This is a genomic window from Pseudoalteromonas sp. XMcav1-K (assembly GCF_044005875.1).
Classification (GTDB): Bacteria; Pseudomonadota; Gammaproteobacteria; order Enterobacterales; family Alteromonadaceae; genus Pseudoalteromonas; species Pseudoalteromonas spongiae.
On record NZ_JBIPJE010000045.1, the window covers coordinates 79,729 to 94,597 of the forward strand.

General features: G+C 39.9%; 12 protein-coding genes. 11 read left to right on the top strand and 1 reads right to left on the bottom strand.

Translation table 11 applies throughout. The features are described 5' to 3' along the window. The first annotated feature begins 33 nt into the window (after positions 1-33). From ACHSBP_RS13270 to ACHSBP_RS13320, 11 genes are all read left to right on the top strand, one after another. Complete coding sequence (locus tag ACHSBP_RS13270; protein WP_395389112.1) at positions 34-795, top strand: DUF3450 domain-containing protein; 762 nt, start codon at positions 34-36, stop codon at positions 793-795. 12 nt (positions 796-807) lie between these two features. Continuing rightward, entirely contained in the window at positions 808-2,172 is a 1,365-nt protein-coding gene (locus ACHSBP_RS13275; protein ID WP_395389113.1) for a MotA/TolQ/ExbB proton channel family protein, read from the top strand. Between the two features lies 1 nt (position 2,173). After that, a complete protein-coding gene (locus tag ACHSBP_RS13280) occupies positions 2,174-2,701 on the top strand; it encodes a MotA/TolQ/ExbB proton channel family protein (protein WP_010559199.1) in 528 nt (175 codons plus the stop codon). A gap of 32 nt (positions 2,702-2,733) precedes the next feature. Next, positions 2,734-3,144 carry a biopolymer transporter ExbD gene (locus ACHSBP_RS13285; protein ID WP_010559198.1) on the top strand — a complete coding sequence of 137 codons (411 nt, stop codon included), beginning with the start codon at positions 2,734-2,736 and terminating at the stop codon, positions 3,142-3,144. A gap of 2 nt (positions 3,145-3,146) precedes the next feature. Continuing rightward, positions 3,147-3,749 (top strand): energy transducer TonB, encoded by a 603-nt coding sequence (locus tag ACHSBP_RS13290; protein ID WP_395389115.1) that lies wholly within the window; start codon positions 3,147-3,149, stop codon positions 3,747-3,749. A gap of 52 nt (positions 3,750-3,801) precedes the next feature. Further along, the gene (locus tag ACHSBP_RS13295; RefSeq protein WP_395389117.1) at positions 3,802-5,100 is read left to right on the top strand and encodes a tetratricopeptide repeat protein; all 1,299 of its coding nucleotides are present in this window, start codon (positions 3,802-3,804) and stop codon (positions 5,098-5,100) included. A gap of 262 nt (positions 5,101-5,362) precedes the next feature. Beyond that, complete coding sequence (locus ACHSBP_RS13300; RefSeq protein WP_010559195.1) at positions 5,363-6,964, top strand: hypothetical protein; 1,602 nt, start codon at positions 5,363-5,365, stop codon at positions 6,962-6,964. A gap of 77 nt (positions 6,965-7,041) precedes the next feature. Next, the gene (locus tag ACHSBP_RS13305) at positions 7,042-9,768 is read left to right on the top strand and encodes a TonB-dependent receptor domain-containing protein (RefSeq protein ID WP_395389119.1); all 2,727 of its coding nucleotides are present in this window, start codon (positions 7,042-7,044) and stop codon (positions 9,766-9,768) included. A 213-nt stretch (positions 9,769-9,981) separates the two neighbouring features. Beyond that, on the top strand, positions 9,982-11,088 hold the full coding sequence (asd, locus tag ACHSBP_RS13310) for an aspartate-semialdehyde dehydrogenase (RefSeq protein ID WP_394225976.1): 1,107 nt from the start codon (positions 9,982-9,984) through the stop codon (positions 11,086-11,088). Between the two features lie 147 nt (positions 11,089-11,235). Beyond that, positions 11,236-11,694 (top strand): GNAT family N-acetyltransferase, encoded by a 459-nt coding sequence (locus ACHSBP_RS13315; protein WP_395389120.1) that lies wholly within the window; start codon positions 11,236-11,238, stop codon positions 11,692-11,694. 123 nt (positions 11,695-11,817) lie between these two features. Further along, positions 11,818-13,248, top strand: a complete 1,431-nt coding sequence (locus ACHSBP_RS13320) for a hypothetical protein (protein WP_395389121.1) — start codon at positions 11,818-11,820, stop codon at positions 13,246-13,248. Between the two features lie 634 nt (positions 13,249-13,882). Here the strand turns inward: ACHSBP_RS13320 and ACHSBP_RS13325 are convergent. Continuing rightward, on the bottom strand, positions 13,883-14,827 hold the full coding sequence (locus tag ACHSBP_RS13325; protein WP_395389123.1) for an ion transporter: 945 nt from the start codon (positions 14,825-14,827) through the stop codon (positions 13,883-13,885). Positions 14,828-14,869: the final 42 nt, after the last annotated feature.

The following is a 14,869-nucleotide window of genomic DNA, read 5'->3' on the forward strand; positions in this document are numbered from 1 at the left end:
ACTATGCGCAATCATTTAATAGGGTTACATAAAATGTTTACAACTAAGTTTAGTAGAAAGATATTGGTAACAGCGCTAGTTGGATGTTCGCTAACGGCCGTTGCTAATGATCAACTTAAGCCTGTGATCGACAGCGCAGATAAAATTAATAAATCAGCACAAAAGTCGCAAGCAAAAATAGATAAAATTGCTGACACAATGCAAGGTCGCCTACAGCAATTTAAAACTGTTAATAAAGAGATTGATGGTTTAACGATTTATAACAAGCAACTAGAAAAACAAATCGCAAATCAATTAACAGAAATGGACAACATTAACGTATCAATTGACCAAGTATCGGTTATTGAACGTCAAATTACGCCATTAATGCTTAAGATGATCACCTCACTTGAGCAGTTTGTAGCATTAGATGTTCCTTTCTTACCAAACGAGCGCGCAGAACGCTTAGCCACATTAAAGCAGTTAATGGACCGCGCAGATGTAGCATCAAGTGAAAAATTCCGCCGCGTATTAGAAGCTTATCAAATCGAAGTTGACTATGGCCGTACCATTGAAGCGTACACCGGTCTTATCGATGTTGAAGGCCAAGAGCGTGAAGTGGACTTTTTACGTATTGGTCGCCTTGACCTTATTTACCTAACGAAAGATGGCAAAAAAGCGGGTGTATGGAATACCGACGCTAAGGCGTTTGAACGCTTACCAGATAGCAATATTTCACAAATCAATAAAGCAATTCGCATTGCTAAAAAGCAACTTGCACCAGACATGTTAACGCTACCTGTTAAAGCAGTTTAATTAGAGGCCATTATGTTAGTTAAGAAATTCGTAAAATCTGTTATTGCTGCAAGCACGCTATTCACAGCAAGTGCAGTTGTAGCACAGCCAGTAGATCTTGATTCACTGTTAAAAACACTTGAGCAGGGTAACTATCAACAATCACAAGATAACCAACGCCGCGAAGCTGAGTTTGCTAAAGCAAATACTCAACAAGCTGCGATGTTACGTTCGCGTATTAATGAACGTGATGGATTAATTTCTGCGTCGACGCGTCTTGAAACTCAGTTTGAAGAAAATGAAATCAAACTAGCGAATATGAGCGAAACGCTAAACAAGCGCATGGGTTCATTAAAAGAACTATTTGGTGTGTTACAGCAAGTAGCGGGCGATACACAAAGTAAATTTATTACGTCAAACGTATCTGCTGAATTGCCAGGTCGTGGTGCTTTCTTAAGCGAACTTGCGCAAAAAATGGGTTCGAGTTCAAAGCTTGCGTCAATCGAAGATATTGAAAAAGTATGGTTCGAATTACAGCGCGAAATGACTGAGCAAGGTAAAGTATCGCGCTTTAACCGCGATGTGATTGTTGCTGGCGGCGAAAAAGTAAATAAAGAAGTGGTACGTGTTGGTTCATTCAACCTAATCGCGGATGGCAAATACCTTACTTACAACGAAACCACTAACACATTATCTGAATTGACGCGTCAACCCGCTTCACGTTTTCAGTCAAGTGCGGCAGATTTACAAGCAGCAAACTCAGGTTTTGTTGATTTTGCCCTAGACCCAACAGGTGGCTCAATTCTTGGTTTATTAGTTCAAGCACCAAGTACTGAAGAGCAAGTTCACCAAGGTGGAGCGGTAGGTTACGTTATTTTAGCGGTAGGTTTAATCGGTTTATTAATTGCCTTAGAACGCTTTGTTTCGCTAATGATTATGGGTGGCAAAATCAAACGTCAGCTTAAAACGGATGTTGCATCAGAAGACAATCCACTTGGCCGTGTAATGAAGGTGAAAGATCAATACCCAGATGTAACCTACGACACCCTAGAACTCAAATTATCAGAAGCAATTTTACGAGAAATGCCACGTATTACACGTAACTTAACGCTGATTAAAATCATTTCTGTCGTTGCGCCGTTACTGGGTCTACTAGGTACTGTAACCGGTATGATTAATACCTTCCAAGCCATTACGTTATTCGGTACTGGTGACCCGAAACTAATGGCAGGCGGTATTTCAACAGCGCTTGTAACCACTGTGTTAGGCCTTGTTGTGGCAATTCCTACGGTATTTATTTACACGCTACTAAATACTCGCTCTAAAAACCTATTGGTAATTTTACAAGAGCAAAGCGCAGGCATCATTGCTGAGCGCAGTGAGAAAGGTGCGCAGTAAGATGGTTATCTTTGCGGACTTCATCAACGCGATACGCGATTTTCTAGACACCGGCGGCTCTGTGCTGCTGGTGATCGGAGTCCTGATTTGCGCAATGTGGTTATTGGTTATTGAGCGTTTTATGTTTTTGTTTACAACATACCGTTCAAGTAAAAAATCAGTGATCACCAACTGGTTCGCACGCGAGGAGCGCAATAGCTGGGAAGCGGAGCAAATCAAACAAGCAAATATTTCGCGTATTAGCTTAAAGCTAAATCACAATCTACCCATGATCAATATGTTAGTAGCACTGTGTCCATTACTTGGTTTACTTGGCACGGTTACCGGCATGATTGAGGTGTTTAATGTGATGGCAATTACCGGTACGGGTAGCGCACGCTCAATGGCATCGGGCGTATCAAAAGCCACTATACCAACAATGGCAGGGATGGTAGGTGCGTTATCAGGGGTATTTGCCTCAACGTATTTACAGCGTAAAGCAAAGCGCGAAGTAGCGCTACTTGACGATAAATTGGTCTTAGACCACTAACACCAATTTTAAACGAATTTTAGGAGCTAGTAATGAGAGCACCATTAGCAAATGTATTTCAAGAAGAAGAAAACGAAGAAATCAATATGACGCCAATGCTTGACGTTGTATTTATCATGCTGATTTTCTTCATTGTAACGGCCACTTTTGTAAAAGAAGCGGGTATCGATGTAAACCGACCTGAAGCGGCGACAGCAGTACAAAAAGAACGAGCCAATATTCTTGTCGCTATATCAGATAAAGGCGAAATTTGGATTAACAAACGCCAGGTAGATGTGCGTGCGGTTCAAGCTAATATCGAACGTTTACACGCAGAAAACCCCCAGGGCAGCGTTGTAATTCAAGCTGATAAAAAAGCCACTACTGATACCTTAATTAAGGTAATGGATGCGGCGCGTTCGGCAGGTGTATTTGACGTATCAATCGCGGCGCAGGAAGCGTAACAATGCGTTATTTAATTTCCACTTTAATCGCGATTGTTGTAACTGCGTTGTTGTTTTTCGGCATGCAGGCGCTAATTCAAAGTGGTGATGGCGTGGCAAGTGAACCGGTAAAAGGGAACGTTCTTGATTTTGTGCGTCTTAAACAAGAAGAGACTGTGCAAAAGAAAGAACGAAAGCCGCAAAAGCCGCCAAAGCCAAAAGAGCCACCACCGCCAATGGCGCCACAAACGAGTAGCAGCGAAAGCACTGATACAGCGAGTAATTTTGATTTTTCTGCCAATGTTGACACCAATGTTGATTTAGCTGCAGGGCTTGCGCTTGATTCGGGTGATGGTGAATACCTACCGATTGTTAAGGTATCGCCTGTTTATCCTCGTCGAGCGTTAAGTCGCGGTATTGAGGGTTACGTTATTGTTGAATTTACCGTAACTAAATCAGGCACAGTAAGTGAACCACGTGTAATACAAGCTGAGCCAGAAGAAATCTTTAACCGTGCCGCAATGGACGCCGCGCTTAAGTTTAAATACAAACCGCGCGTTGTTAACGGTGAAGCCGTTGAAGTAGCGGGTGTACAAAACAAAATTACATTCCAAATTAATGGGTAGTTTGTTAGCGGGAACGTCCCGCTAACACTTTAAATAGTTAGGTTGAATTACAATGTTGAAAAGAAATTTAATTAGTATTGCATTAGTTGGTTGTGTATTTGGCGCGCCAATGAGCGACGCGATGTTCCAGACACAGTTTGCATCAGTATCTGCTGAAGAAGTTAAAACCAAACGTGTTCCAGCTCTTCGCAATAAAGTGTATACGCAACTAGCGCGTGCACAAAAACTGGCTGACGACGGCGATGTAGCAGCAGGCCTTGAAGCACTGGATATTGTCCAAAAGAAATCTTCAAGCATGAACAGTTATGAAGTAGCCATGATGTACAACTTTTACGGTTTTATTTATTACAACGAAAACCGTGTTAGTGAGGCTATGGCTGCATTTGAAAATGTAGTAAAGCAAGACCCGATCCCAGAAAGTTTAAAGCTCAATACCATTTTCTCGCTAGCGCAATTAGCAATGGCTGAAGGCCAATTCGATAAAGTGCTGAGTTATCTTGATAGTTGGGAGTCGCTTAATACCAAACCGCCACAGGCAAACTATTATGAGCTTAAAGCCAACGCTAGTTATCAAGCGAAGGATTACCAAAGCGCAATTAAATACATTAATACCGCGATTAACCTTAACAAAGTTGATAATAAAGACGTAAAAGAAAACTGGTTTATCTTACTGCGTGCGTCTCACTATTCGCTAAACCAACCAAAAGAGGTGGTACGTGTACTAGAAGAAATGGTGCTACGTTTTGACAAACCTGAATACTGGGTACAGCTGGCTGGCATGTACGGTGAAGTAGGCCAGGACGATAAGCAACTAGCACTGATTGAAACAGCAAAACAACGTGGTTTCTTGGATGATGCAACTAAGCTTAAAAATCTGGCACAAATATACATGTATTCAGGTCTTGCTTACAAAGCAGCAAACGCGATGGAGATTGGGTTTGAAAAAGGCAATATCGAAAAATCAGCAAAGAACCTTATCTTTGTAGCAGAAGCCTATATGCAAGCGCGAGAAGATAAAAAAGCAGTGCCGTATTTTATTGCGGCTGCAAAACAAACTGATACTGGTGAATATGATCGCCGTTTAGCAGAAGTGTACTTAAACTTAGAATTATTTGATGAAGCGGCTGATTCTGCACGTGCTGCGTTAAATAAAGGCAGTTTAAAGCAAGAATCAAACGCCTATATTGCGCTTGGAATGGCGCAATACAATCTCGAAAACTTCGATGCAGCTATCCTTGCATTTGAGCAAGCTAAAAAATACAAAAAGTCAGAACGCTTAGCGGCCCAGTGGCTGCAATATGTGAAACGTGAAAAACTTGATAAAGACACGTTAACCAAGGCTTATTTGTAACATACCTATCAAAATAAATTTGTAATCAACCCTAAGGGACCTTCATGGTCCCTTATTTCTTTGTATTTCAAACACTTTTAAAGCAACTCATGTATACGTGTAAGTTCGTAGTGTTTAAAAAATCTGACAAGAAACTGTCACGCACATGTTAAGTAAGTGTAACCCATTTGACACATAAACCCTCTAACTTAGAGCCAGTTCTAAATTAGTGCACACGCACATAAAAAGCGAAAAAGCTTAAAAACTATCAACGGAGAAAACAATGAAACTTTCTGGTTTATTTAAAGTGAGCATGGTTGCATCAGCACTTACTCTTGCAGGTTGTGGCGGCGATATCAATATTACACCAACTACAGTCGATAACAGCGTAGACAACTCTGTAACAAACCCAGGTGGTTCAAATCCAGACCCAATTTCATGTGCAACGTATACGCTTGACGGTGCATCGTTCACTGGTGAAGCAGACGGCGTAAACTGTGTTTACAGCCAAGCATTTGCAAGTAACGCAAAAGACATAACAAGCTCTTTCGTAATCCCAGCGCTTGAAGATAACGGCGCACATATCTTCGAAGGTGCTTTATTTATTGGTAAAGACATTGATACGTCAACGGGCGCAACCATTGACGATAATGGTCCAACACTGTCAATTGAAGCGGGCGCAACTATTGCGTTCACTAAACCAGAAAGCTTTATTCGTATTGCACGTGGTGCAAATATCGAAGCAATTGGTGAAGTAGACAAGCCAATCGTATTTACCTCTATTTCAGAGATTGATGGCGATGATTCAACAACAGCACAAATTGGTGACTGGGGTGGTATTCAAGTAAATGGTCGCGGTCATTCAATTCGTTGTACTGCAGACGCTGCAAGCCAAGACCTATGTAACCACCCAGCAGAAGGTATCGTTTCATACTACGGTGGTAACGATCCACAAGATAACAGCGGTATTTTAAAGCATATTGTTATCAAATACGCAGGTTTTGGTGTTGAAGGTGATGAACTTAACGGTTTAACGCTTAACGCGGTAGGTTCAGGCACTACAATCGATTACGTTCACGTTCACAACGGCTTCGATGACGGTATCGAGCTATTCGGTGGTTCAGTGAACCTTAAGCACATTGTTGTAACAGAAACTGGCGATGACGGTATTGACTGGGATGAGGGTTGGAAAGGCATGGGCCAATACATCCTTGTTCACTCAAAAGAATACGGTAACCACGGCTTTGAAACTGACGGTGCGAAAAAAGATCCGCTTTCAGGTGATGGCCAAGGCTTAGTAACAACAGTATCAAACCCAATTATTGCTAACGCAACGGTTGTTGCAACTGGATCTGCAGGTGCAGAAGGCCGCCGTGACGGAGCTGGCATGGAAATGAAAGAATGGGGTAAAGTGCAAATGGCAAATATCCTGTTTGCCAACTCGTCTACAGAAGCTGGAGCAGGCTGTTTAGATTTATTTAACGATAAAGATTTATCAGGTGCAGCGGGTGTTCATGCAAACGCGAAAAATGGCGATATTTCATTTGAAAGCGCGATTTTTGCATGTGGTCTTAACTTTGAAGAAATTGACACTCCGTTAACTGGTGAATTAGCTGATTTCGATATCGCAGCGTGGTTTGCGGCAGGTAACAACAACCAAACGATTGGCTTTGCTAACTTTGAAAACATTTTTGCAGCAGATGGCGTATCTACTAAATCGGCAATGATGGATAAAGACGGTAACGCTGTGACAGTTGTTGCAAAAGACATGAGCGAAGTCAATCCGTTCTTTGATAACGCCGGTTTTGTTGGCGCAATTCAAGAAGGTGCAACAGGCGATTGGGCAGAATTTGTTAAAGCGTCGCTAGAGCGCGCTGGTCACTAATCTAAGCCAAGTAGTGAGTTTAGGTGTGGCGTTAGCCACACCTCTTTATAAAAACTATAGGTTTAGAGGATTATATAATGAAACCAAAAAAGCAGTTTAAAGCTAATTTAGTTACGCTTTCGGTGCTTTGTGCGTTTTCGTCATTTTCCTCTGTTGCAGATGAGAATGAACAGGCACAAGTACAAAAGGAAATTGAAGAAGTTGTTGCAACCGCAAGCCGTTTAAAAGGCAGTGCAAGTGCAGTAATTGAAGAGCGTAAAAACCAAGCTTTCGTTGCCGACATTATGGGTGCTGAGCAAATTTCACGTACCGGTGATTCAGATGCTGCATCTGCGCTTCGTCGTGTAACAGGTTTAAGCTTAGTAAACGATAAATTTATTTATGTACGTGGTTTAGGTGAGCGTTACTCAAGCGTTCGATTAAATGGCGCATCTGTACCGAGCCCAGATTTAACGCGTAGCGTTATTCCACTTGATATCTTCCCATCAAGCATTATCGAGTCACTTTCAGTACAAAAAGCCTATTCACCAAATATGCCAGCGGCGTTCGGTGGTGGTGACGTAAATATTCGTACTAAAAGCATTCCTGATGATCGCGTGTTTAAAGTGGATATCGGTGCAAGCTATAAAGACACCAATGATGAAGGTTACACCTACGAAGGTGGCAGCGATGATTGGTTAGGTACCGACGACGGCACACGTGCTATGCCTGGCACGGTGCGTGCTGCACTTAATCGTTATGTTAACGGTTTATCGGATATTTCTATTCGAAACATTCGTGATATTGAGTCAAAAGCGCTTGGTGAAGATATCGGTCAAGACGCTGCGATTGCGTTAAACAAAGATCTGATTAAAGCACTGCCACGTGATTATGGATTACAAGAAGAAAGCTTAAATCCAGATTTTGGCATTAAAGCAGTTTATGGTGACCGTTTTGACGATGTATTGGGTTTTGGCGGGTCGCTTGGCTTTTTGGCAAGCGTTGCATATGACAATGAGTGGTCTAATGCAAATGAGTTTGGTGCCGTATTATCGTCAGCCGATGCAGCCAAGGCAGCGCAGTGTTCAACAAAAACTTTTGCCTGTTATTCGGCTAAAAATGAAAAGCAAACTACCAAAAATAATATCAAGCTAAATACCTCTTTAAATTTAGGTTATAAACTTGATGGCCATGAATTAACGGCAACATACATGAAACTTCGTGATACCGAAGACGAAGCGTCAGTTGCTATTTATCAAGAGCCATCAAAATCATTAAGTATTGATGATGGTCAAGTTCAGCGCAGTCATACAACGTCATTTGAAGAGCGTGAATTAGATATTCTTCAAGTTCGCGGTCAGCATAATTTAACGTGGAGTGTATTAGACGGCGTTGGTATAGATTGGCATTATACCGATTCAACGGCGACGACAGAAATTCCAGGTGAACTTGAAATCACAGTGCGCGATGAGTATCAAGACGGTCAATACCAACGTACCTTCTATAATGGCTCACTCGGTGGCAACCCGTATTTATATCGCTTTGTTGATATGGAAGATCAGGTTGAAAACTGGGGCGTAAATGTAAACAAGGTATTTTACTTTGATGGTTCTGACATTGAGCTTTCAGGTGGTGGTTACTTTATAGAAAAAGCGCGTGATTATCGCACTGACTTCTTTAACTACCGCTTTGCACAAACTCAGCAAGTAGAACTGGCTCAAAGTGAAAATGATGCATTAAACATTGGCAGTTTCTTCAGTAACGACAGCACAGTAGATAACACAGATGTTGAGCTATTATTCCAAGAGCCAACAGCAGATGACTACTTAGCAGCGCAAATGATTGACGCATATTTTGGTGCATTCGATTACACCATTAATAACAACTGGCGTTTAAGCGGTGGTGTGCGTTATGAAGATTTCCGTCAAGTTGCGTTAGCGTTTTCACGAAGTGCATTTGACCCTGCATTACTTGAAGATAAGCTAAGCAGCGAAGCCATAGAGCAAGCGACCGTAATGGAAGACGACTACTTTGGCTCACTTTCTATGACGTACAGTCAAGATAGCTACCAAGTACGTTTTGGTTACGGCAACACGGTTGTTCGCCCAGATCTACGTGAACTTACGCCTGTTCAATATCAAGACCCACTCACTGATTATCGTACCCTTGGTAATCCGTACCTAGAGTCAAGTTACCTTGATAACTTTGACACACGTGTGGAGTTTTACCTAGACAACGGTGATAACTACTCAATTGGTGCATTCTATAAAGATATTGATAGCCCAATTGAAGCGTTACTTACTGAAAGTGATGGTCGTTTTACACTGCAATTTGATAACGCAGACAACGCAGTTGTTTACGGTATTGAAGCGGAGTGGATGACAGAACTAAGTGCCGATATGTTAGGCGGTGCGTTCTTTACATCAGGTAACTTAACGGTAAGTGATTCAGAAGTTACAATTTTAGAGAGTCAGCGCGGCGATTTAACAAATCTTAAACGTCGAATGACAGGTCACTCTAAGTACGTTGCAAACGTTCAGCTTAACTATGATTCTCACAATGGTAATCATCAAGCGTCCGTTATCTACAATGTATTTGGCGACCGTATTCTTGCGGCTGGTGTTAATAACTTTGACGATGCATACGAGCAACCAATTAACTCGTTAGACCTTGTATATAGTTATTATCCAAACTTTAACTCAACGATTACGTTCAAAGTTAAAAACCTACTAGGTCAAGACTTTGAAGTTGAGCAAAATGACGTATTAATTCGTCAAAAAGAAATGCCAACGGAAATCAGCTTAGACTTCTCATACGAGTTCTAACAACATAGACTTTCAACTAAACCTAGCGTATTAATTTACCTAGCCAAAAAGCTCAACTTCGGTTGGGCTTTTTTTTATGATTTTTATTCAACAAAGCCTTTTATACGGTAGATTTCTAGAAGTCTAAATGATAGATTCAAATTTCTGCACTTTGTAGAACATTAATAACTCTCACGCATCAAAGTTATTACATTTTATTTAGGAATTAGAATTATGTTAAAAGTTGGTTTAGTCGGTTGGCGTGGTATGGTTGGCTCCGTATTAATGGAGCGTATGCAACAGGAAGGTGATTTTACGAAAATTGATGCGACCTTTTTCACCACCTCACAAACCGGCCAACTTGGACCTGATATCGCAGGTGACGCAAAACCATTATTAGACGCAAATGATATCAATGAGCTGGCCAAAATGGACGTGGTACTCACGTGTCAGGGCGGCGATTATACCAAAGCTGTGTACCCAGCATTACGTGAAACCGGTTGGAATGGTTACTGGATTGATGCTGCATCTGCACTACGTATGGCTGATGACAGTATTATTGTATTAGATCCTGTAAACCTTGATGTAATTAAACAAGGGTTAGAGCAGGGGGTTAAAACCTTTGTTGGCGGTAACTGCACTGTTTCACTTATGCTTCTTGCTTTAGGTGGCTTGTTTGAGCAAGACCTTATTGAGTGGGTAAGCCCAATGACTTACCAAGCGGCATCAGGCGCAGGCGCACGTAATATGAAAGAACTCATTGCGCAAATGGGTGAAATTCATCACGAAGTGGCTGACAAACTTGATCCTGCATCGGCTATTTTAGAAGTGGATAAACTCGTTTCTGAAAAAATTAAATCAGACACTTTGCCAACCGACCAATTTGGTGTGCCGTTAGCAGGTAGCTTAATCCCATGGATTGATGTGCCAATGCCTTCAGGTCAAAGTAAAGAAGAATGGAAAGCGGAAGTTGAAGCAAACAAGATTTTAGGTAGCAATAAGCAGCCTATTCCAGTTGATGGATTATGTGTAAGAATTGGCGCTATGCGCTGTCATTCACAGGCAATGACAATCAAATTGAAAAAAGACATTTCGGTGGAAGAAGTTGAATCAATTTTAGCGTCACATAATCAATGGGTAAAAGTTGTACCTAATGAGCGTGAAGTAACAAGTAAAGAACTTACGCCAGTTAATGTAACCGGAACCCTATCTATTCCTGTTGGTCGTATTCGTAAATTATCGATGGGCCCAGAATATATAAGTGCGTTCACGGTTGGTGATCAGCTACTTTGGGGCGCTGCGGAGCCACTGCGTAGAATGTTACGTATCATTACTGATTAATATTATTCAGCTATTGTTTAAAGCCACCTGCGGGTGGCTTTTTTGTATTTTAAATTTAAAAAGTATATATCTAAACGTATAAATTACTATCTAAGCACTTGTCTATATGTAAAATAAATCTTTAGCTATTCTAAATTAAAGACTCGTATGTTGGTAAGACAGGCAATACTTGAAGATTCAGTGGCGATAAGTAAACTGATAAGTAGATTAACGGTAAAGTACGTATTACCATCATGTGAAAGTAAGGTTCACCACATACTACTGAACTCAATGAGTTCTAAGCAGTTACGCAACAACCTACAAAATGGCTACTATTACTTACTTGCAGAAAACGCCAACAAACAACTTATCGGTGTTGCGGGGTTAAAAGATTATAGTCATCTCTATCATTTATTTGTCTGTGATAATCACCAAGGGCGGGGCATTGCCAAAACCTTGTGGCAAACCATTAAGCGTGATGCAGAACGTATCAATAATACCAAGCAGTTCACGGTTAATTCGGCAATAACAGCTGAAAGTGTTTATTTATCGTTTGGTTTTAAACGACTATCAGGCATACGCAATAGAGACGGTATGGTAGATATATCCATGACCCTTACCCTTTAATCTTTAATACAATAAGAGTTAATTACGAATTAAAGATTTCAATATTTTCACAGTTGTGCAATAGTTAATCAATAATAACAATGTGCTCGCAACGATGCGTGTAAACAAAAAACGGAATTTATTTTGAAATCCTACCTAACTATTTTTGCCCCAGCGTTACTAATATTTAATTTTACACAGGTAGCATATGCAAATAATGCTACTGAGTTTGTAAAGGAACTAAAAGAGCATTACCAAAGTACCCGTTCAATTAAAGCATTTTCTTTAACACACAGTTATTTAGGGCAAAGTAACCCGTATCAGTCATGGGACTTTAAGGTTCCGACTCGCTATAAGGCGTTTAAAGTAACCGACATTGATATGACAAACGAGCATTATTATCAAAATGTTGTGCATCATTACACTGGAGGTTTGTATTTTGATGAGGTGCATTTTCAAAATGGTAGACATAGTCTACGCTACGAAAGAAATGGTATTTCATTAGGTAAACGTGCAGCGCCGCAGAATATGAAAAGTTATGAGCGCTATAAAAACCTAACTTTGATGAATATTGACTTTTTTGCAGTCAATCCATTGCTAGAAGAACAAAACGTTGCACAAAATGTCGTGTATACGAAAGCAAATAATAGAGTGACTCTAACTCACCACGCATCACAAAAAAGTGAAATAGAATATACGTTTAGCACAAATCCGATACGCTTAAACTCAATTAATAATAAAACGCGCAATCGTATTTTTATTTACGATGACTACAAATACAATAATGGTTTTTACTTAGCGCATTCACTAATTAAGCATTATAACGGGGACACGTTACCGAGCTTTATTACACGAATTGAAGCGTTTAATACGATAGATAGAATAGAGCCTGAAAAACTCGTTTTACCACAAGGGTTTTACCTTAAACAAAGCCCAAACAATAGGGCGCTTAAAGTAACTTCTATTGCTAACAAGCTTTATTTAATTACTGATGAAAGCAATCATTACAATACATTATTTTATGTGAATGATAATGATATTACTGTTTTAGGCGTACCTAGAAATGCCAATATGGCGGTTGATATCATTGAAAAAATAAAACAAGTTCAGCCAGATAAATCTATTACCGGCGTTTACGTAACACACCCATATAGCGATCATATTGCGGGGTTAGTGCCATTTGTAGACAATGGCACAACAGTTTATGCTGATAGCTACACCATAAGTGCCATTAAGCAGTATGCAAAATTTAAAAATGATATTTCACGTTTTAAGTTTTCGCCAATTACACATGGCCATAAAATGTATGACATCCAGTTTTTTGTGTTAGAAAACGCACGGGCAAAAAAGCAAAGCTTTGCGTACTTTAAAAATGCAGGTATTATTTTCCAAACTGATTTTTTAGAAATCGCTAACGACAACACCATAGCAAAATTGCTACCAAGCTATAGTCATCAATTTATTCAATTCGTTTTACAAGAAAAACTAAACGTTAAACGTATCGTTGGTTATCACAGAAACAACAACATCACTAAAGATGTAATGGAAAAATCACTTAACACAAATACCTTATAATGCGAGTGTGCCTTTTAAAAGTTCATTTGGTAAATTTCAGCGTTAAATTCATCGCTCGCTATAAATATAAATAATAAGTACGTTGCAAACTAAGCTCGTTAGCGGAATTCAACGTATCAAACGTAAACGTCCAATTTAAAGCAGGCTTATGTAAAGTGAAATATATAAACTTGTTTGCACACGTATTAGCGTAACGTTAAGTAGAGGTGAATGGTGATTCCAGAAAGAATTAAGAATTAGATAGACGATAAATCAGCAAGTTATCAAAGAACTCATAATTAGAAGTTTTCGTTATTTTAATCTCAGACTAATCATACTTATAAATAACTAACAATTAATAGTTTAGTTTTTGACTTGTTTTTATCGTGTAAATTTAGAAAAAATTGAAGCGCTTTATTCCTTTACTGTGAGATGAACCATTTATTTCCTCAATTTAAACCTTATGTACAATCTTCTGGTGAAGCTCCTATTAGCTTATCGTATAAACATGATTATTAATTTATCTGGCGGGCAGTCGCAGTTATTTGCTGTCATAGGCTGACTTCTACAGAGTGGACTTAAACCAACTCGTTTGTGAACCAAATTATTTAGAGATCTTGGTTTATTATATCTTTTAGGCTGAATCGCTAAAAAGCTAGGTTTTACCACAATGTGCGCATGTCACAGGTTTAGAATTGTGTCTGTTATAGTTTAATATTACCTGCTCAAGTTCTTGTGAAGAGATCCCCATTGATTCAGACAACTTTTCAATAGCGACTTGTTCTTCTGACGTAATGATACCGTCCTGAAGAGCAGTAGCTATCTCATGTTCTAGTAGTTGTTTCCGCGTTCTCAGCTCATCTCCGAACTTAGCTGCAAGCATAGCAGCAGGTAACGCGACTATACCAACACCTAACAACATGATAAAAATGGATATAAATTTCCCTAAGAAAGTGATTGGTGTTACATCACCATAGCCAACAGTCGTCATAGTCACTACGGACCACCAAATGGCGCTAGGGATACTATCAAACACATCTGGTTGAGCCTCGTGCTCAACGCTATACATAACACTGGCTGACATTATTACTAAAACACTCATGATTATAATTGCAGCGCCTATGCTGGGTAATTCTTTTCTCAAGACGTCCATGAATAGTCGAAGTCCTTTGAAATAGTGAGTTAGTTTCAATAACCTAAGCATTCTAAGCATACGCAGATATCTTAAATCTATTGCAAATATGAACGATAAGTAAAAAGGGGCTATTGCCAACAAATCGATAAGTGACACTGGACTTAATGAATACTTAATTCTTGATTTTATAGGTTCAGAACGGTCACTGTGCGGTGATTCAACTGAAACCCAGATCCTCGCGAAATATTCTAGCGTAAACACAACAACAGAAAACATGTTAAACAAGACAAACTCTTGATGGTACATTTCGCCTATGGGTTTATAAGACTCAAGAATAATGGCACTCACATTTAAAATGATAAGTACTACGATAAAGCCGCTAAATAATCGACTAGTCCTCGAGCCATCGAACCCATGCTCGAGAATGTCGTATACTTTTTTTCTAGTTGTTAGTGCCTTGCTCATCAATTTTTCCGCTAATTTTTGAGTTAACTGTTAATGCGTAAT